The sequence below is a fragment of the Duganella sp. Leaf126 genome (assembly GCF_001423125.1).
Taxonomy (GTDB): Bacteria; Pseudomonadota; Gammaproteobacteria; order Burkholderiales; family Burkholderiaceae_D; genus Rugamonas.
Map to the genome: position 1 here is coordinate 308,284 of NZ_LMNW01000023.1, position 19,622 is coordinate 327,905.

At 67.0% G+C, this 19,622-nt stretch carries 17 protein-coding genes; 4 read left to right on the forward strand and 13 right to left on the reverse strand.

The window, feature by feature from the left end:
* The first annotated feature begins 95 nt into the window (after window positions 1-95).
* Complete coding sequence (locus ASF61_RS12585; RefSeq protein ID WP_056156290.1) at window positions 96-713, forward strand: 1-acyl-sn-glycerol-3-phosphate acyltransferase; 618 nt, start codon at window positions 96-98, stop codon at window positions 711-713.
* 45 nt (window positions 714-758) lie between these two features.
* Here the strand turns inward: ASF61_RS12585 and ureG are convergent, their stop codons facing one another.
* From ureG to ASF61_RS12620, 7 genes are all read right to left on the reverse strand, one after another.
* Window positions 759-1,415 (reverse strand): urease accessory protein UreG, encoded by a 657-nt coding sequence (ureG, locus tag ASF61_RS12590; RefSeq protein WP_056156292.1) that lies wholly within the window; start codon window positions 1,413-1,415, stop codon window positions 759-761.
* 34 nt (window positions 1,416-1,449) lie between these two features.
* A complete protein-coding gene (locus ASF61_RS12595) occupies window positions 1,450-2,130 on the reverse strand; it encodes an urease accessory protein UreF (RefSeq protein WP_056156294.1) in 681 nt (226 codons plus the stop codon).
* Between the two features lie 69 nt (window positions 2,131-2,199).
* Window positions 2,200-2,709: an urease accessory protein UreE gene (ureE, locus tag ASF61_RS12600; protein ID WP_056156296.1), complete on the reverse strand. Its 510-nt coding sequence runs from the start codon at window positions 2,707-2,709 to the stop codon at window positions 2,200-2,202.
* A 10-nt stretch (window positions 2,710-2,719) separates the two neighbouring features.
* Window positions 2,720-4,426 carry an urease subunit alpha gene (ureC, locus tag ASF61_RS12605; protein WP_056156298.1) on the reverse strand — a complete coding sequence of 569 codons (1,707 nt, stop codon included), beginning with the start codon at window positions 4,424-4,426 and terminating at the stop codon, window positions 2,720-2,722.
* 26 nt (window positions 4,427-4,452) lie between these two features.
* Complete coding sequence (locus tag ASF61_RS12610) at window positions 4,453-4,779, reverse strand: urease subunit beta (RefSeq protein WP_056156300.1); 327 nt, start codon at window positions 4,777-4,779, stop codon at window positions 4,453-4,455.
* A 13-nt stretch (window positions 4,780-4,792) separates the two neighbouring features.
* The gene (locus tag ASF61_RS12615; protein ID WP_056156301.1) at window positions 4,793-5,095 is read right to left on the reverse strand and encodes an urease subunit gamma; all 303 of its coding nucleotides are present in this window, start codon (window positions 5,093-5,095) and stop codon (window positions 4,793-4,795) included.
* A gap of 41 nt (window positions 5,096-5,136) precedes the next feature.
* Entirely contained in the window at window positions 5,137-6,054 is a 918-nt protein-coding gene (locus ASF61_RS12620; RefSeq protein ID WP_056156303.1) for an urease accessory protein UreD, read from the reverse strand.
* Window positions 6,055-6,249: 195 nt separating this feature from the next.
* On the opposite strand from ASF61_RS12620, the gene ASF61_RS12625 reads away from it, so the two are divergent.
* Both ASF61_RS12625 and ASF61_RS12630 read left to right on the forward strand, forming a co-directional pair.
* Window positions 6,250-7,227 (forward strand): sugar kinase, encoded by a 978-nt coding sequence (locus tag ASF61_RS12625; RefSeq protein WP_056156305.1) that lies wholly within the window; start codon window positions 6,250-6,252, stop codon window positions 7,225-7,227.
* A 112-nt stretch (window positions 7,228-7,339) separates the two neighbouring features.
* Complete coding sequence (locus ASF61_RS12630; protein ID WP_056156307.1) at window positions 7,340-8,242, forward strand: NAD-dependent epimerase/dehydratase family protein; 903 nt, start codon at window positions 7,340-7,342, stop codon at window positions 8,240-8,242.
* A gap of 10 nt (window positions 8,243-8,252) precedes the next feature.
* On the opposite strand, the gene ASF61_RS12635 is transcribed toward ASF61_RS12630, so the two are convergent.
* From ASF61_RS12635 to ASF61_RS12660, 6 genes are all read right to left on the reverse strand, one after another.
* Window positions 8,253-8,807 (reverse strand): GNAT family N-acetyltransferase, encoded by a 555-nt coding sequence (locus ASF61_RS12635; protein ID WP_229205827.1) that lies wholly within the window; start codon window positions 8,805-8,807, stop codon window positions 8,253-8,255.
* A 12-nt stretch (window positions 8,808-8,819) separates the two neighbouring features.
* A complete protein-coding gene (locus tag ASF61_RS12640; protein ID WP_056156309.1) occupies window positions 8,820-10,172 on the reverse strand; it encodes a DUF945 family protein in 1,353 nt (450 codons plus the stop codon).
* Between the two features lie 117 nt (window positions 10,173-10,289).
* Window positions 10,290-12,107 carry a DUF885 family protein gene (locus tag ASF61_RS12645; protein ID WP_056156312.1) on the reverse strand — a complete coding sequence of 606 codons (1,818 nt, stop codon included), beginning with the start codon at window positions 12,105-12,107 and terminating at the stop codon, window positions 10,290-10,292.
* 7 nt (window positions 12,108-12,114) lie between these two features.
* The gene (locus ASF61_RS12650; RefSeq protein WP_056156314.1) at window positions 12,115-14,298 is read right to left on the reverse strand and encodes an EAL domain-containing protein; all 2,184 of its coding nucleotides are present in this window, start codon (window positions 14,296-14,298) and stop codon (window positions 12,115-12,117) included.
* Window positions 14,299-14,341: 43 nt separating this feature from the next.
* Window positions 14,342-16,570, reverse strand: coding sequence for an ATP-binding protein (locus ASF61_RS12655; protein WP_056156317.1), 2,229 nt, complete (start codon window positions 16,568-16,570; stop codon window positions 14,342-14,344).
* Between the two features lie 140 nt (window positions 16,571-16,710).
* Window positions 16,711-18,390, reverse strand: coding sequence for a SulP family inorganic anion transporter (locus tag ASF61_RS12660; RefSeq protein WP_056156319.1), 1,680 nt, complete (start codon window positions 18,388-18,390; stop codon window positions 16,711-16,713).
* A 201-nt stretch (window positions 18,391-18,591) separates the two neighbouring features.
* Here ASF61_RS12660 and ASF61_RS12665 point away from each other — a divergent pair, with 201 nt between their 5' ends.
* Window positions 18,592-19,620, forward strand: coding sequence for an SDR family oxidoreductase (locus ASF61_RS12665; protein ID WP_156369581.1), 1,029 nt, complete (start codon window positions 18,592-18,594; stop codon window positions 19,618-19,620).
* Window positions 19,621-19,622: the final 2 nt, after the last annotated feature.

Genomic DNA, 19,622 nt, shown 5'->3' on the forward strand with positions numbered 1-19,622 from the left:
CCCCCCGTGCGGGGGCAATATAGAATGCGCCCAGTTTTTTGACACGGAAGATGCCACCATGTCAAGTGTATAAAAATGCAAACAGGGTGCATGACATGAGCGAATTCGAACAGCGACCGGGCGCCTTGCCCCGGCTGCGCCAGCGCGCCGCGCTACGGGTGCTGAACTTTTTTGGCTGGAAGCTGCTGTTCCGTCCCCTGCCCGGCCCGCGCGGCATCTGCGTGATCTACCCGCATACCTCGAACTGGGACTTTCCCATCGGCCTGCTCGGCAAGTGGGCACTGGACCTGCCGTTCCGCTTCCTGGCCAAGGACTCGCTGTTCAAATCGCCGCTGGGCCCCTGGTTCCGCTGGCTCGGCGGSGAGCCGGTCCAGCGCAGCGCGCCGCAGGGCACCATCAGGGCCCAGGCCGAACGCATGCACGCCGCCGACTTCTACTGGGTCGGCATCACGCCCGAGGGCACGCGCGCCTACCGCCCTAACTGGAAAAGCGGCTTTTATCACCTGGCGATGGAAGCCCGGGTGCCGCTGGTGCTGGTCTTCATGGACTATCCGAGCAAGACCCTGAGCCTGGTCGATCACATCCACCTGTCCGGCGACCAGGAAGCCGATATGGCCGCAATCCGCGCCGTGCTCGCAGGCCACCAGGGCCTGCACCCGGAAAATGCGGCGCCGATCATCCTGGCAGAGCGGCGCGCGGCACCGCGCGAGTAGGCACGCCGCATCACGTCCACGGCCAGCGCGGCCGGCCGCTTTGCGTCAGTGCGCCGGCTGTCTCGGCTGTAGCGGCTGTGCTGCAGCTTCCAGCAGTCCCTGCTCGCGGATGAAATCGATCACGGCAGCCACGCCGTCGCCGCTGCGCAGGTTGGTGAAGATGAACGGGCGGCTGCCGCGCTGCTGTCTGGCGTCGCGCGCCATCACGTCGAGGTCGGCACCCACGTGCGGCGCCAGGTCGGTCTTGTTAATGATGAGCAGGTCCGAGCGCGTGATGCCGGGACCGCCCTTGCGCGGAATCTTCTCGCCGCCCGCCACGTCGATCACGTAGATCGTCAGGTCCGACAACTCGGGGCTGAAGGTGGCGGCCAGGTTGTCGCCGCCCGACTCCACCAAGATCAGGTCCAGATCGGGAAAATCGGCCTGCATGCGGGCGATCGCTTCCAGGTTGATCGAAGCATCTTCGCGGATCGCCGTGTGCGGACAGCCGCCGGTCTCCACGCCCATCAGGCGCTCGGCCGGCAGCGCATCGGCGCGCAGCAGGATTTCCATGTCTTCCTTGGTATAGATGTCATTGGTGATGACCGCCATGTCGTAGCGGTCGCGCATGCCCTTGCACAGCATTTCGCACAGCGCCGTCTTGCCGGAGCCGACCGGGCCGCCGATGCCGACCCGCAGCGGATTGGATGTAATCTGGTTCATATCGTTTATCCCGTATATCTGGTTTTTTGTTGAATCACGACCGGTACAGCCGGCTGTACTGCACCTCGTGCCGCATCGACAGCAGCGACAATCCCGGCGCCCAGTTGCTCATCTCGCCATCGGCCACGGTCTGCGCATGGCGCGCAGCTGCCGCGATCTCGTCGCGCAGCGAGAGCAGCATGCGCTGCCCTGCCACCTGCCCCAGCGGCACCGACTTCACGCACACCAGCACCTGGTTTTCGGCCCACGCGAACAGCATGGCCAGCAGCGCCGCCTCGTGCGGGATATGCAGTGCCGCCACGGCGCAGGCATAGGCGGTGGGCAGCGCCACCTCGGGCGCGCGCTGCAGCTGCGCCTGGGCGTCGGCGTCGAGCAGGTCGAGTTCCACCAGCAGCCGGCTCAGCGAATAACCCATCTGGATGGTCTCGGCGCGAAATTCGGCGCTGTCGCGCGACGCGATAAACCGCTCGCTCCAGTCGTCCACTGCCTGCCAGTCGCGGCCGGCCCAGGCGTGCATCAGCCGCCACGTCACCGGCGCTTCCCACTGCGCCACGACCTCGTGCAGCTGGCGCAGGATCCAGGTGCGCGCGCTGGCGGCGTCGTGCACGATGCCGGCCGCCAGCGCCGCTTCCAGTCCCTGCGAATAACTGTAGGCGCCGATCGGTAACGCCGGGCTGGCAAATTGCAGCAGGTTGAGTAACGCCGACGCCTCCATCAGCCTGCCGCTCCGGCTGCCGTCCCTGCCGCGCGGACGCACATTGTCGCGCGCGCCGACCAGCGCCGCTCAACCCGCATCGCCGGGCCGGTGTATCTTCTGTCGGACCGGGATCGGCGCCAGCGGGTGATTGTCGTGGTGGTGCGCATGACCGCCGCCGTAGGCGCCGGACTCCGGCTCGAACGGCGCCATCTCTGCTGCCACCACCGCCCCCAGCCCCGCCAGCATGTCCTTCAGGACGGCATCGGCGCGGATGCGCAGAAAGCCGTCGCCGACCTGGGCCTGGGTATGGCGGTTACCGAGGTGAAACGCGCAGCGCAGCAGCGTGTGCGCATCGGCGCAGGTGACCTTGTAGGTCGGTTCGTCGGCAGCGACCACCGCGATCACGCGGCCATCCTCGCCCGTGAGCAGGTCGCCGCCGCGCAGCACGGTGCCGCGCGTGGTGAACACGGCCACGTCCTCGCCGGTGTCGAGCGTGGCGCGCAGCCGGCATTTTTCGCGCAATTCGTAGGGCAGCACCAAGCGCGCGCTGACCGGCGCTGCATCGGCGGCGGAAATTTTGGTATGGAGTGTCAACATGAGGTCGTCATCAGAACAGGAAATAGCGCTGCGCCATCGGCAGCACGCTGGCCGCTTCGCACACCAGCAATTCGCCATTGGCGCGCACTTCGTAGGTTTCGGCATCGACGTCCATCTTCGGCGCCAGGTCGTTGTGGATCATGTCGCACTTGCGCAGGCTGCGCATGTTTTTCGCCACGATCAGGGTCTTGTTCAGTTTGAGCCGCTCGCCGATGCCATCGTCGTAGGCCGACTGCGAAACGAAGGTGAACGATTTTTTCAGGCCGCCCCCAAACGCGCCAAACATCATCCGGTAATGCACGGGCTGCGGCGTGGGGATCGAGGCGTTCGGGTCGCCCATCGGCGCGGCGGCAATCATGCCGCCCTTGATGATGGTGGCGGGCTTGACGCCGAAAAAGGCCGGCTTCCACAGCACCAGGTCGGCGATCTTGCCCACCTCGACCGAACCCACCGCGTGGGCGATGCCGTGCGTGATGGCCGGGTTGATCGTGTACTTGGCGATGTAGCGCCTGACGCGGAAGTTGTCGTTGTCCGGCGAATCCTGCGGCAGCGGCCCGCGCTGCACCTTCATCTTGTGCGCGGTCTGCCACGTGCGCAGCACCACTTCGCCCACGCGGCCCATGGCCTGCGAGTCGGACGACATCATCGAGATGGCGCCGATATCGTGCAGGATGTCCTCGGCGGCGATGGTCTCGCGGCGGATGCGCGATTCGGCAAACGCCACGTCTTCCACGATGGCGGGATCGAGGTGGTGGCACACCATCAGCATGTCGAGGTGCTCGTCGAGCGTGTTGACGGTGAACGGCCGGGTGGGATTGGTCGATGACGGCAGCACATTCGATTCGCCCACGGCGGCGATGATGTCCGGTGCATGGCCGCCGCCCGCCCCTTCCGTGTGAAAAGTGTGGATGGTGCGGTCCTTGAAGGCGGCAAGGGTGTCGGCCAGGTAGCCGCCCTCGTTGAGCGTGTCGCTGTGGATGGCCACCTGCACATCCATGTCGTCGGCCACCGTCAGGCAGTTGTCGATGGCGGCCGGGGTGCTGCCCCAGTCTTCATGCAGCTTGAGGCCGATGGCGCCGGCGCGGACCTGTTCCGCCAGCGGCGCCGGCAGGCTGACATTGCCCTTGCCGAGAAAACCGAGGTTCATCGGAAACGCGTCGGCCGCCTGCAGCATCGCGTGCAGATGCCACGGGCCGGGCGTGCAGGTGGTGGCCGAGGTGCCGGCCGAGGGACCGGTGCCGCCGCCGATCATGGTGGTCACGCCGCTCATCAACGCTTCCTCGATCTGCTGCGGGCAGATGAAGTGGATGTGGGTATCGACGCCGCCGGCGGTGACGATCTTGCCTTCGCCGGCGATGATCTCGGTGGCGGCGGCAATGATCATGTCCACGCCGGGCTGGATATCGGGATTGCCGGCCTTGCCGATGGCGGCGATCATGCCGTCGCGCAGGCCGATGTCGGCCTTGACGATGCCCCAGTGATCGACGATGACGGCGTTGGTGATCACCGTATCCATCACCAGCGGGTCGGTGCGGCAGCGCTGCGACTGGCCCATGCCGTCGCGGATCACCTTGCCGCCGCCAAATTTCACTTCTTCGCCGTAGATGGCGTAATCGTGCTCGATTTCGATGAACAGTTCGGTGTCGGCCAGGCGGATGCGGTCGCCCGTGGTGGGGCCGAACATTTCCGAATAGGCGCGGCGCGAGATGGTTGCCATGTCTGCCTTGGTTGGTGAGGTCGCGGTTATTTTTTCGGTGGTTGCGGAGCGAGCTTGCCCATGACTTTGCCGCTGAAGCCATAGACCTCCATGTCGCCCGACAAGGTCACCAGCTCCACCGTGCGCTGCTGGCCCGGCTCGAAGCGCACGGCGGTGCCGGCAGCGATATTGAGGCGCTTGCCGTACGCTTTCCAGCGCTCGAACTTGAGCTCCGTGTTCACCTCGAAAAAGTGGAAATGGGAGCCGATCTGCACGGGGCGGTCGCCCTGGTTGGTTACCACCACGGTGGCGGTTTCGCGGCCCTCATTGAGACCGATCTCGCCTTCCTTGACGCGATATTCACCGGGAATCATCGTGTTCTCCTGTTCAGGGTATAGGATTGTGGACGGTGACAAGCTTGCTGCCATCGGGGAAGGTCGCTTCGACCTGGATGTCGGCGATCATCTCGGGGATGCCTTCCATGACATCGCTGCGCGAAAGGATGGTCTGCCCTTCCGACATCAGCTGCGCCACGGTCTTGCCATCGCGGGCGCCCTCCATGATGGCGCAGGTGATCAGCGCCACCGCCTCCGGATAATTGAGTTTGAGGCCGCGCGCCAGCCGCCGCTCGGCCACGATGCCGGCCGTGAAAATGAGCAGCTTGTCTTTTTCTCTTGGTGTCAGTTCCATGTGGTTCCAGTACGATCCATATGCCCTGCCGGGTTCTTGGTTCAGGTCTGCCAGATGCGCGGCGTTACCGCCGCGCGCCCCAGCAATGCCGGGCGCAGGCGGCGCCACGCGGCCAGCATCAGGCGGCGCGCCGTTTCGCTGTCGTCGCCCAGATACCGCGCCACCAGCACGCCCCTGGTATGGGTAACGCCATACAGGTGCCCGCCGTTGACCGCTGCCGGGTGGCCGGCGCCGGCACCGGCAGCGCTGTCGGACGCCATATCGGCGCGGATGTCGGCCAGCAACCGGTTCAGCTGCGACGATGGCGGCACCGCACCGGCGGCGATCAGCGTGGCGCACACGGTATGGCCGCCCAGCGCCAGCGGGCTGTCGAGACGTCCGCCCAGCAGCGCGCCCTGCTCCCACCACAGCAGCCTGCCCTCGCGGCGGATGCTGCTGCGCTGCGCGATGGTGCCGCTATCGAATACCTCGCCCGAACCGCGCCGGCCCATGCACAGGATCTCGCAGCCGAGATAGGTCGCGTCGGCGGCCAGCTCGACGTGATGGTCGAGCGTGACATCGGCCGTGTCGAAAAAAATCGTCTCCTGCGGCAGCCATTCGAGCGCGCCGCCCGGGTTCACATGCAGATGCACCTGCTGGTGCGAGCGCCTGCCATTGGCGCGGTACCACTTGGCTGCACCGGGCGTGGTGACGCAGGCGTGCGCATGGTCGCCGACACCGATGTCGATGGCCAGCTGGTCGCCGCCCACCACCCCGCCCGGCGGATGGACCACGATCGCATGGCACACCTTGCGGTCTTCCGGGTACAGCGCCTTTTGCACGCGCAGCGGCCCCTGGTGACGGTTGTTGAGCAGGCGCGTGGTGCCGCCGTCGTCGGCAAAGCCGAGCGTGAGACTGGCCTGCCAGGCGGCGCCGGCATGGCCGGGGGCGTGCTTGCGCGGTGCGGTGCAGTCTGGCATGGCGACAAAAAATGAAAATAATGTGATGTCGTATGCAAGCTCTGTGCCAAGCAGCACACGCGGCGCGGGGTGGTTTCGGCGGCGGCGCGCACCGCCGCGGTGCGCATGCACCAGTATGGCCCGCGCACTCAAGCCTCGCGCGCGGGCAAGACATGCTATCGTTGACCTTTTCGATCCTCGCCACGACTGCACATCATGACCGACACCACTCTGCCCACCCGCGCGCCCGACGTGATCACCGTCGGCGAAGCGATGGGCCTGTTCATCGCACGCGACGCCGGACCGCTGGCGCAGGTGCGCGACTTCGAGCGCGCCACCGCCGGCGCCGAGCTCAATGTCGCGGTTGGCCTGGCGCGCCTGGGCGTGCGGGTCGCCTACCTGTCCGCGCTCGGCAACGACAGCCTGGGCGCCAACCTGCTGGCCTTCATGGACGCCGAAGGGATCGACCGCAGCCGGGTGCGCATCGACGATGACCACCGCACCGGCTTCATGCTCAAGGAAATGGCCGCCGACGGCAGCGACCCGCAGGTCGAGTACCACCGGCGCGGCTCCGCCGCCAGCCACCTGTCGCCGGCCGACCTGCCGGCTGCCGCATCATGGGACCAGGCGCGCCTGCTGCACATCACCGGCATTTCGCCGCCCCTGTCCGACAGCTGCCGCGCGCTGGTGTTCGCCATGGCGCGCCAGGCCCGGGATGCCGGACGCACGGTCACCTTCGACCCCAACCTGCGTCCGCGCCTGTGGCCGTCGCAGGCCGTGATGATCGACACCCTCAACGACCTGGCGCTGCTGGCCGACGTGGTGATGCCGGGACTGTCCGAAGGGCGGCTGCTCACCGGCCGCGACGACGCTGCCGGCATCGCCGACTTCTACCTGCAGCGCGGGGCGCGCCAGGTGGTGGTCAAGCTCGGTCCTGCCGGCGCCTATTACGCCGATGCGCACACGCGCGGCACGGTGGCCGGCAACCCGGTCGCCACGGTGGTGGACACGGTGGGCGCCGGCGACGGCTTTGCCGTGGGCGTGATCAGCGCCCTGCTGGAAGACCTGCCGCTGGCGCAGGCGGCGGCGCGCGGCAACGCCATCGGCGCGCGCGTGGTGCAGTTCCGCGGCGACTGCGAAGGCTTGCCGACCCGCGAACAGCTGGCCGACATCACCACGCCCACCGCGGGCTGAGGTCTGCGGCATTGTTGCGCTGACGTCAAAACAGCTTTGTCCGCACGCGTCTTGGTGACGGCGCTGCCGGCATCCATACTTGCTGCCTGACTCAATCACACGGGAGCAAGCAATGAAGGTATTCGTTACAGGCGCAGCAGGTTTTATCGGCGGTTCGATCGCAGCGGGGCTGGTCAAGGCAGGCCACACGGTGACGGGACTGGTGCGCGATCCGGCCCAGGTGGCCGAGGTGGCCGCCATCGGCGTGACCGGCATCGTCGGCACGCTCGACGACCACGACCTGCTGGTGGCGCACAGCCGGGGCGCCGACGCCGTCATCAACGCCGCCAGCAGCGACCACCGCGCAGCGGTCGAGGCGATCATCGCAGGGCTGGCCGGTTCGGGCAAGCCGTTCCTCCACACCAGCGGGTCGAGCATCGTCGGCGATGCCGCGGGCGGCCTGGGCACCGACCAGGTGTACGACGAAGACCGATTGCCGCCACCGACGGCCGACAAGGCGGCGCGCGTGGCCATCGACCAGCTGGTGCTGGGCACCGCCAACCGCGGCATCCGCTCGGCAGTGCTGTGCAACACGCTGATCTACGGTCACGGCGCGCTGCCGCGCGACAGCGTTCAGCTGCCACGCCTGCTCAAGCAGGCGCGCAAGAGCGGCGTCGTGCGCCACGTCGGCCCCGGCCTGAACATCTGGTCCACCGTCCATATCGACGACGTCGTGGACCTGTACCTGCTGGCACTGGACAAGACGCCGGCCGGCGCCTTTTATTTCGTCGAAAGCGGCGAAGCGTCGTTCCGCGACATGACCGCCGCCATGGCGCAGGCACTGGGCCTAGGCGCAGCAGAGGACTGGCCGCTGGAACAGGCGATACAGGAATGGGGCTACGAGATGGCGTCGTACGGCCTGGGTTCGAACAGCCGCGTGCGCGGCCACAAGGCGCGCACGGTGCTGGGCTGGCAGCCGCACCGGCCACCGGTGCTGGCGTGGATCGCCAGCGACATGTTGCGCGGCGCGCGCTAAGCCGCCGCTGTTACGCGTCCGCAGGGATCAGCGCAAACACGTGGGCGTCGACCGCCGTGTCGCCGATGCACAGGCGGTTGCGCGCGATCCGTTCGTCGCGCGCGCCGCACTTGGTCGCCACCGCCATGCTGGCCGTATTGCCGACTGCGACCACGATCTCGACCCGCTGCAAGCCCAGCGCGCCGAAAGCATGGGCCGACAGCGCCTGCACGCAGCACGTGGCCACGCCCTGCCGCTGGCGCGACTGCCGCACCCAGTAACCGAGGTTGCAAAACCGGTGCTGCGCCCGGATGTCGTTGAGGCCTGCGCCACCGAGAAAGTCGCCGGACCGCTCGCAGAAAATACCGTATTCGCACGCCGTGCCCGCCGCCTGCCCGGCGCGGCACGCAGCAAACCATTCCAGCGCATCGGCAGCGCTGTAGTCGCTCACGCACCACGGCATCCACGGCGACACCGACACCACCGATTCCACCACGGCGGCGGTAAAGGCATCGGCGTCGGCATCGGCGAACGGGCGCAGCAGAAGTCCGGCGTACGGCAAGGCTGGCGCGGGCATGGCGGGCATGGCAGGCACGCCCTATTCCGCCTTGGCCGGCGCTGCCGGCGGCATCGGCAGTTTGCCATCCTGCAGGCCGAACATCGACACCCGCTTGCCGTTCATGGTCAGCGTACTGTCCTTGAACTCGATCACCGTGGTGATCTCGTCCTTGCCCACCACGGCCATGCCGGACTGGCGGATGTCGCCCATGACTTTCTCATACACCTGGCGCTGTACGGCGACGAGCTTCTGCGCCCGGTCCGGCGTTTCGGGAGCGACCGCCTTGCTGGCGGCGAAGGCCGACAGCGCATCGACGATCGGCGTCGGCACCCGCACTTCCAGCCGCACCAGCAGCTTTTTCAGGATGGCGGGCAGCGAGCGCAGTTCGGCCTCGGAAGCACCGGCAAAGCCGATCCGGCCCCTGAGCGAGGCGACCTGGCCATGCCAGGCAGCGCTGATATCGTCGATGACGACCTCGATGCCGCGTTTGAGCACGGCGACGCCCATGTCCTTGAGCTTCCTGAGCATGACCTCCGAGCGCGCGTCGGGGGCCAGCTGCTGCAGCTGCGGCGCGCCGGCCAGGCGCGTGAAGTCCCTGATCACCTGGGCATCCAGACCCAGGACACGGACCGCGAAGTTGGCGCGCTCGACCCTGTTCTCACCGACGCCGGCCGCGCGCACCGACACGCCATACGCAAGGTCCACGAACTTGCCACGCCGTTGCAGGTCGGTCTTGATGCGCAGGTCTTCCAGCAGCATCGGCGCGGTGCTGTCCTTGAAGGCGATGCGGTCGACATCGACGTTCATCGCGCCATACCACAGGCCATCGCTGGCGCGCGCCTGCCGGCCGGCGAACCGCACGCCGGCGACATCGGCGTTGACAGGACCGGCCATGTTCAGCGCAGCGATAGTGCCGGTGTAGCGGGCCTGGTTGCCGGCCCGGGTGGTGTCGACATTGAACACCACGTCGCTCCAGCCCAGCTGCACCTGCTGGTCCTGGTAGCTGCCGGCCTTGAGCATGCTCTGGTAGTGCTGGAGGCCGCGGCTGTCGGGCAGGCGCCTGGGCGCCAGCGGCTTGTCGGTACCGAAGATCGCTTTCAGGCGCGGCCGGAGTTCGGGCGAGAACGAGAACTTGTTGTAGGCGGCGATGCGCTTGTTGATATCGGGTTCTTCGGGGTTGAGCACGGACAGTTCGCCTGCCGCTGCCGTGTACACCTTGAAGATTTCGGACGACAGCATGGCCGGAACCGGCTGTTGCTGGGTCTGTTGTGCCTGCTGTGCCTGTTGAACCTGCTGTGCTTGGTGAACCTGCTGAACCTGCTGTGCCTGGACGCCGGGACTGCCGACCAGGCCGGACACGGCCAGGGACAGGGCGAGGGAATGTTTGACCACGAAATGCCTTTGAAAAAGCGGATGAAGGACGCCGGTGAAGGCGCATGCAAGATTGTTCAAAAGAACAATGTTACTGCATCCCGCTCTCTCAAAATGCACACATTATCACTATGCCCATCAATCGAGCGACGGATACGGGCTCTTGCCGCCATCCTTGATGAACTGGTCGATACGGCTTTCCAGCACCGGCAGCGGCACCGAGCCCAGTTGCAGCACGGTGTCGTGGAAGTTGCGGATGTCGAACTTCTGGCCCAGCGCCGCTTCCGCCTTGCGGCGCGCCTTGATGATGCTCATCTGGCCCAGGTAGTACGACAGCGCCTGGCCCGGCCACGAGATGTAGCGATCGACCTCGGTCTCGATTTCATGGTCCGACAGCGCCGTGTTGGCGCGCAGGTAGTCCTGCGCCTGCTTGCGGGTCCAGCCCTTGCTGTGGATGCCGGTATCGACCACCAGGCGGGCGGCGCGCCAGGCCTGGTAACTGAGCATGCCGAAGGTTTCGTACGGCGTCTCGTAGATGCCCATCTCGGCGCCCAGGCGTTCGCAGTACAGCGCCCACCCCTCGCCGTAGGCGGAGATATAAGCGTTGCGGAATGCCGGCCGGCCCTTTTGTTCGGTTGCGATCGGCATCTGGAACGCGTGGCCCGGCGCCGATTCGTGCAGGGTCAGCGCCGGCATGCTGTAGAGCGCGCGCGATGGCAGGTCATACGTGTTCACCAGGTAGACGCCCGGACCGCCGCGCCCCGAGGTGTAGAACGGCGCCTGGTCGGCCGGCACCGGGATGATGGCGAAGCGGCGGCGCGGCAGGTAGCCGAAGTACTGGGCCACCTTGCCGTCGAACTTCTTGGCCACCCAGGCGGAGCGCATCAGCAGCTCTTCCGGCGTCTTGGCATAGAACTGCGGGTCGGTGCGCAAGAAGGTCAGAAATGCGGGCAGGTCGCCCTTGAAACCGGTCTGCACGATCACGGCCTGCATTTCGGCGCGGATCTTGGCCATTTCCGCCAGCCCGATCTGGTGGATCGCATCCGCGCTCAGGCTGGTGGTCGTGAATTCGACGATCTTCGACTGGTAATACGCCTTGCCGTCCGGCAGACTTTCCGCAGCCAGGTCTTCGCGCGCCTTCGGCGCATACTCGTTGCGCATGAAGCCGAGCAGCTTGACGAACGACGGCTGCACGGCCGTGGCGATCACCGTCACACCCTGCGCGCGCAATTCGTCCTGCAAGGCGGCCGGCATGGTGGCCGGCATGGTCTTGAACGGTTCGTAATAAATACTGTCCTGCGGCGTCTTCGCCTCGGCTACCGACGCGATCGAGGCGTCGCGGCCCACCAGCGTTACCTTGGGCGGCGTGAAGCCGCGCGCCAGGCCGGCGCGCATGTTGACGATCTCGTCGTCAAAGTAGCGCGGCACATCGCCGAGCTGCTGGATGTAGGCCCGGTATTCCTTCTCGGTCGTCATCGGGCGGCGCGCACTGTAGGCCAGGTTGGACCAGAACGCGGTATCGGCGTTGAGCGGCTTTTCGTATTCGCGGAAAGCGATCTCGGCCACCAGCGCCGCGATCTGCGCCTGGTACACCTGGTAGTTGATCTGCTCTTCCGCCGACAGGCTGGCCGGCGCGATGCCGTCGAGTTTTTTCAGCACGCCCTGCCAGTACGCCAGCCGTTTGGCCTGGGTGGCCGCATCGATGCGCGGCAGCGTGGCGGTCACGCCGTTGTCGTCGTCCTCGTCGCTTTCCTGCTGCTGCATGTGGCGCCACTTCAGTTCTTCGGTGTAGATGGCCTTGAAGCGGGCGTCGGCCGGTCCGGGCCTGGCGGCCGCCGTTGCTGCCGTTGCTGCAGTCGTCGGGAAAACCGTCGCTGCCGCAGCAGGCGTTGGCAGCGCCATGGCGAGGCAGGCGCCGGCCACCAGGCCGGCGATGGTGCTGGATGTCTTGTGCATAAAGCTCCTAGAGGTCGAACAGGTTGCGCCGCTCGCGCAGCAATGCGGTAAATTCGTCGGCGCTGACCGGACGGCTGAAAAAATATCCCTGCATCTCGTCGCATCCGCGCTCGGTCAGAAATTGCACCTGCTCGCGCGTTTCCACGCCCTCGGCGATCACCTGCATGTTCAGGTTGTGCGCCAGCGAGATCACCGACAACGCGATTGCCGCATCGCTGGCGCTGGTGGTGACGTCGTCGACGAACGACTTGTCGATCTTCAGGGTGTCGATCGGGAAGCGCTTGAGGTAGCCGAGGCTCGAATAACCGGTGCCGAAATCGTCGAGCGAAATCGAGACGCCGATGTCCTTGAGCCGGTGCAGCGCCGCCACCGCCTTGTCCGGGTCGCCCATCACGGTTCCCTCGGTGATCTCGAGGCCGAGGCAGGACGGCGCGATGCCGAAGCGGCGCAGCGTGCTTTCCACGTAAGGCACGGTGGCGTCGTTGGCGAACTGGCTGGCGGCCAGGTTGACCGCCACCTTGATTTCGCCGAGGCCCTGGTCCTGCCACACGCGGATTTGCGCGCACACACTCTCGAGCACCCAGTCGCCGATGGAATTGACCAGGCCATATTCCTCGGCCAGCGGAATGAAGCGGTTCGGCGGCACCCGCCCCAGCACCGCGTTATTCCAGCGCAGCAGCGCTTCGGCGCCGGCCAGCTTGCCGTCGTGGAGCGACATCTGCGGCTGGTAGTGGACTTCGAACTCGTTGCGGGCGATGGCGCCGCGCAGCTGGCTCTGGATCGCCAGCTTGTCGCGGATCGCGGCATCCATCCGTTCCGTGAAAAAGGCGTAGTTGTCGCGCCCGGTTTCCTTGGCGCGGTAGAGCGCCGTGTCGGCGTTGCGGACCAGTTCGTCGAAGCTGTCGCCGTCGGTGAGGCTGACGGCGATGCCGATGCTGGCGGTGACCATGATCTGCTGGCCGTCGATCACCAGCTCGCGGCGCAGGCCGGCCAGGATTTTCTGCGCCAGCGCCACGGTGGCGCCCAGCTCGGCGTCATCCTGCACCACGATCTGGAACTCGTCGCCGCCCTGGCGGGTGACGATATCGCCTTCGCGCACAGCCTCGGTGAGAAAGTGCGACACAACCTGCAAGGCCTTGTCGCCCACTTCGTGACCGTACGAGTCGTTGATGCTGCGGAAGCGGTCCAGGTCCAGGCACAGCACCGACACGCAGCGGCCGTCGCGGCGCGCACCGGCCAGCGCCTGTTCGAAGCGCTGGCGCGCCAGCAGCCGGTTGGGCAGCCCGGTCAGGGCGTCGTGGTGGGACAGGAAATCGATCAGGTGCTGCTCGGCCTTGCGCTCGGTGATATCGAGGAACAGCGCCACGTGGTTGGTCACTTCGCCCGCCTCGTTGCGCAGCGTGGAGGCGCTGAGCAGCCCCGGGTAGGTTTCGCCGTTCTTGCGCCGCGCCAGCAGTTCGCCGGACCAGTGGCCGCTGTGCACCACGGCCTGCACGATGGCGGCCAGATTGGCGGCATCCTGTTCGCCCGCGTGCAGCATGGTGATGCTGTGCCCCAGCACTTCCTCGCGCGTGTAGCCGGAAATCTGCGTAAAGGCGGGGTTGGTGGCGACGATGTTCGCCTGCGGATCGGTGACGACGATGGCGTCGCGCGTGGCCTCGAACACGCGCGCCGAGAGCCGCATGAATTCCTCGTTGGCGCGGCGCTGTTCCACTTCGCGCGCCAGCTCCGCGGTGCGCTCGGCCACGCGCTGCTCGAGCGTGGCGCGCTCGAGCGCCAGCGCATTCTGGGCGCGGCCCAGGCGCACGTGGGCATCGGTCCGGGCCAGGATTTCCTCGGCCTGGAACGGCTTGGCGATGAAGTCCACCGCGCCCAGTGCAAAGCCACGCACCTTGTCGTCCGTGTCGTGCTGGGCCGAGAGGAAGATCACCGGCACCTGGCGCAGCTGGGGCGATTCCTTCAGGCGCCGGCACACCTCGAAGCCGTCGATGCCGGGCATGCGCACATCGAGCAGGATCAGTTCCGGCGGGCGCGATTGCGCGGTCCACAGCGCCAGCTCGCCGTTGGGCGCCTGGCGCACGGCGTAGCCGGCCTCGGTCAGCAGGTCGCTGAGCAGCTTGAGCGAGGCCGGCGTGTCTTCCACGATCAGCACTTCGCCCTTGGTAGGTGATTCCGATAAATCCCGGTGCATATTCTCTATCGCGCCTGTGATGGGTTGAACGCTATCATATACTTCAACGGTCGGGTGCTCCAGCCTGGTCCAGCAGGGTGCACAGCTGCGGGTACTGGTGCAGCCGCACCATGTGTTCGATGCCCGCCACCACGCCGCGCAGCGCGGCAGGCAGCGGTTCGAGCAGCAGCGCCACGCGCGCCAGGTTCAGTTCCTGCAAGGCTGCCTTGAGCTGGGCGCGCAGCGCCGGCGCCAGCTGCGCCAGGTCGGCCGCGGCCAGCGGCGCGGCCTGGTTGGCGTAATTGGCGTCGGAGGCGCCAGCCGCGCCCGCGGCCAGCAGCCGCCGCGCATGGTCGTCCGGCGTGCCGAAGCGGCCGTCGGCGCCCGCGCGCGCCGGTGGCGCCGCATCGGTCAGCGGCGCGCGAATGGCAAAGCGGAACGTGGCGCCGGCGCCGGCCGCCGACTGCACCGTCAGCACGCCGCCCATCAGCTGCACGAATTCCCGCGAAATGGTCAGCCCCAGCCCCGTGCCCTCCTTGGCGTCCGGGCCGCGGGCCTGGATAAAGGGCTCGAAAATGCGCGCCTGGTCCACCGGCGAGATGCCGGGACCATCGTCGATCACGGCAAACGCCAGTTCGCACTGGTCGTGCTCGAGCAGCGCGCCGGCCGCGCGCAAGGTGACATTGCCCTGGCCGGTGAACTTGACCGCGTTCGACATCAGGTTGAGCAGCACCTGGCGCAGCTTGGTGCCGTCGAGCTGCACGCCCGGCGGCAGGCCGGCCGCCTCCAGCGTGAGCCGCACGCCGTTCTGGACCGCGCGCATGCTGACCATGTCCATCACTTCCTGCAGCACGTCGGCGATGCTGACCGCCTCGGTCTGCAGGGTGGCGCGTCCGGCCTCGATGCGCGACAGTTCGAGGATCGCGTTGATCAGCGTGAGCAGGTGTTCGCCCGAGTGGTGGATGATGGCGAGGTTGCGTTTTTCCTCCGGCAGCATGTGCTTGGAGTCGGCCATCAGGCGCGAAAAGCCGATCACCGAATTGAGCGGCGTGCGCAGCTCGTGGCTCATGTTGGCCAGGAAGATGCTCTTGGCCTGGTTGGCCGCCTGCGCCTGGCGCACCGCGACCGACAGCGCGTTGGTGCGCTCGGTCACCAGGTCCTCGAGGTGGATGCGGTGGCGGCGCAGCTCCTGCTCCGCCCGCTTCTGCTCGGTGACGTCGTAGCACACGCCCACCATGCGCACGGGGCTGCCATCGCGGTCGCGGAAGATCACCGCTTCTCCGCTCAGGTAGTGCACCGAGCCGTCCGGCCACAGCACGCGGTGGTTGCTGTCGAAATCGGCCGCACCGTTGAGCGCCCGCGTGAGCAGCTCGCGCACCGGCAGCATGTCGTCGGGGTGCAGCCTGGACAGCCAGCTTTCCATGGCCGTGCCGTCGCCTGCCGGCAGGCCGTCCGGGTAGCCGTACAAAAGGCACATCTGCTCGTCCCACACCATCTTGTCGCTGTGGATATTCCAGTCCCAGATGCCGATCGACGCCGCGCTGCTGGCGATCTGCAGCCGCTCCTCGCTGTCGTGCATGGCCTTGTAGCGGCTGTCCATCAGTTGCACCATTTCGCGGATCGAGGCGTTCAGGGTGCGCAACTCGCCGAAAAACCACGCACGCGGCGGCAAGGCGCCCGGGTTCTGGCCGGCCTTGACATTGGCGGCGTAGCGCTCGATGGTGGTGATCGGCCGGAAGATCAGCTGCGAGAGCAGCAGGTACAGGCAGAACACCAGCGTCACGTCGAGCACGAAAATCATGCCGACGATCGTGTACAGGCGCTGGCGCAGCTGCTCGATCAGCGCTTCCGGCGACGCATACACGGTGATCACGCCGATCAGCTGGCCGGCGGCGATGATGTTGCGCCGTTCGGACAGCAGGTCGGGATGGTCGGGCAAGCGGCTCGCTTCCCGCAGCTGCCCCTGGGCGTCGCGGGCGAGGATGAAGACCTTGCCGCCGGTGGCCGGCACCACCGCGCCCGCATACAGGTCGCGGTTGCTCAAGCCGCTCTTGAGGATGGTGGTGATCTGGTTGTCGTCGAAATTCCAGGCCGGCAGCGCCACGGCGGCGGCCAGTTCTTCGGCGCTGTTGGCCAGCGTCTTGCGCAGCTGCTCCCAGCGCTGCTCGCGTTCGAGCGAGTAGAAATACAGCGCGAAGGTGGCCAGTACCAGCGTGACGACGGCGGTCAGGGTGACGCTGACGAAGGTGGCGATCGAAATGCGTCCCGCGTAGCGGGCAAGTCTTTGCAACATCGGCGGCTATCGGCGAAATCTGGGTAGCGGTTAACGGGAGTGGGCGTCGGGTGTCGGGTGTCGGGCATGAATAAAAATTCAACCAGCGCACTCGATGATAGGGTCAAACCGGGCCGAAGTCCATGCGTATTGCTGCTGGCTCAGTCGGTTTTCGCCACACCTGATCGCGGCGCCCGGTGCTCGAGGTCGTCGCAGGCCATCGCCGTGCTCAGATACAGCTTGCCGTGCAGGTCGCGCAGCAGGTCGCTGTGGCGCAGCCGGTCCATGACCGGCCCCTTCACCTCGGCCAGGTGCAGGCCGATATGGCGGCGCCTGAGGCTCTGGTTCAGTTCCGCCAGCGCATACAGGGCCGTCGTATCGATCGAGCTGACCGCCGACATCACCAGCAGCAGGTCGCGCGCACTCTGGTGGGTACGCAGCTCGCATTCGATGCGCTCGCTGACCGCTTCCACGTTGCCGAAGAACAGATTGGCGTCGATGCGCAGGATCAGCAGCCCGGGCCGGGTGGCGGCCGGGTAGCGCTCGATATTGCGGAAATGCTCGCTGCCGGCGATGCGGCCCAGTACCGCGATATGCGGGCGGCTGGCGCGCCAGATCAGGGTGCCCATCGACAGCGCCACGCCCACGATCACGCCGGCTTCCACCCCCAGCACCAGCACGCCCAGGCAGGTGGCGCACCACGCCAGCACGTCGCTGCGGTCGTACGACCAGGCGGTGCGCAGGATGTCCAGTTCCAGCATGCCCAGCACGGCGACGATGATGGTGGCCGCCAGCACCGGCAGCGGCAGCAGCGCCAGCCAGCCGGTGGGCGCCATCAGCGCGGCGGCCAGCAGGGCGGCCGTGATCAGGCTGGCCAGCGGGGTGTTGGCGCCGGCCGCGAAATTGACGGCGGAGCGCGACAGGCTGCCGGTCACGGGAAAACCGCCCGACAGCGCGCTGGCCACGTTGGCGGCGCCCAGGCCGATCAGTTCGTGGTTGCTGACCAGCTTTTCATTGCGCTTGAGCGCCAGCGACTGCGCCGCCGACATCGACATCAGGAATACCATGAAGCCGATCAGGAGACCCGGTTGCAGCAGCGCGGGCCAGTGGGTGCTCGAGGTGGCGAGGTTCAGTCGCGGCAGCCCGGCCGGAACCGCGCCGGTGGTGCGCACGCCCAGGTCGTGCAGGCCGGTGCCCGCCATCAGGGCGATCCCGCCCAGCACCACCAGCATCGGCGCCAGCCTGGCGCCGATATCGGCCGCCACTGCCGGCACCCCGCAGGCGCGCAGCAGCCGCGCCAGGTAGCGGCGCGCCAGTACCAGCAGCACCAGCGCGCCCACGCCCAGTACGGCGCTGGGCAGGTGCACACGCAGCTGCAGCGCCTCGGCGACGGGAGCACCCAGCAGCGTGTGCAGCTGGTCGAACGCGATCACCAGCCCCGAGCCGACCGTAAAGCCGCTCATCACGGGGCGCGAGAAGAAATTGGCGAGAAAACCCATGCGCAGCAGCCCGCACAGCAGCAAGGTGGCGCCGGCCACCAGCGCCAGCTGCGCGGCCAGTACCGTGGCCAGGGTCGAGCCGACGGGCGCCAGCGGGCCGATGGCGGCCGCCGTCATCAGCGAAATGATGGCCATCGGGCCGACCGACTGCGTCATGCTGCTGCCGAACAGCGCGTATATCACGGGCGGCATGATGCTGGCGTAGAGCCCCACCACCGGCGGCAGGCCGGCCACCATGGCGTAGGCCATGCCCTGCGGGATCATCATCATGGCCACCACCAGACCGGCGCTCAGATCGCCGGGCAGCAGCGCGCGCCGGTAGTGCTTCAACCAATGCAGCATGCGTCGTCATGGAAACGGGGAAAGCGACAGCGTACGCGATGCAGGGTTGGCGGTCCAGCGCCAAATGCATTTTCTGCATTTGCTCATGTGAAAACCGCATAAGGCGGCCGTATTGCCCGTTTCTCGGGCATGTGTGAAAGAACGCACCGTCAGTCGATGGCGCGGCGCGAATACTGGTTATTCACCGGACCCGGAGGCATCATGGACCAGCAATACAACCAGAATGTGAATCAACAGCAGCAACAACATCACCAGGGCAACAGCAGCGGCGCCGGCACCGCCAGCGAGCAGCGCGACATCCAGCAGCGGCAGGACCAGGCCGACCAGGCCAGACAGCGGTCGGGCGAGCGCCAGGGACCGGTGCAGACCACCGGCCACGACTACCCCGGCACGCCGCTGCCGGCCCAGCACCTGGCCAAGCCCGGGCTCGAAGCGCAGATGGCGCTGCAGCCGGAATTCATGGCGCCCGACTACCGCGGCAGCGGCAAGCTCGACGGCATGGCCGCCATCATCACCGGCGGCGACTCGGGCATCGGCCGCGCGGTGGCAGTGCTGTATGCACGCGAAGGCGCCGATGTGGCCATCGTCTATCTGGACGAAGACCAGGATGCGATCGACACCAAGCGCTATGTGGAAGCGGAAGGCCGCAGCTGCCTGCTGATACGCGGCGACGTGCGCGATGCGCAGTTCTGCCGCGATGTGGCGCAGCAGGTGCATGACCGTTACGGCCGGCTCGACATCCTGGTCAACAACGCCGCCTTCCAGGAGCACGCGGACAGCATCGCCGACCTGACCGAGGAACGCTTCGACATGACCATGAAGACCAATGTCTATGGCTACTTCCACATGGCGCGGGCGGTGGTGCCGTTCCTGAAAAAAGGCGGCTCCATCATCAATACCGGTTCGGTCGTCGGCCTCAAGGGGTCGTCGCAGCTGATCGACTACTCGACCACCAAGGGCGCCATCCACGCCTTCACCATGTCGCTCGCCTCGAGCCTGCTCGACCAGGGCATCCGCGTCAACGCCGTGGCGCCCGGTCCGGTCTGGACCCCGCTCAATCCGGCCGACCAGTCGCCGGACAAGATCACCGAATTCGGTTCGCAGTCCGACATGCGCCGTCCCGCCCAGCCGCAGGAACTGTCGCCCGCTTACGTGTTCCTGGCCGCGCCCTGCTGCGCCAGCTACATCAGCGGCATCGTGCTGCCGGTCACCGGCTCGGTGGGGAGCTGACG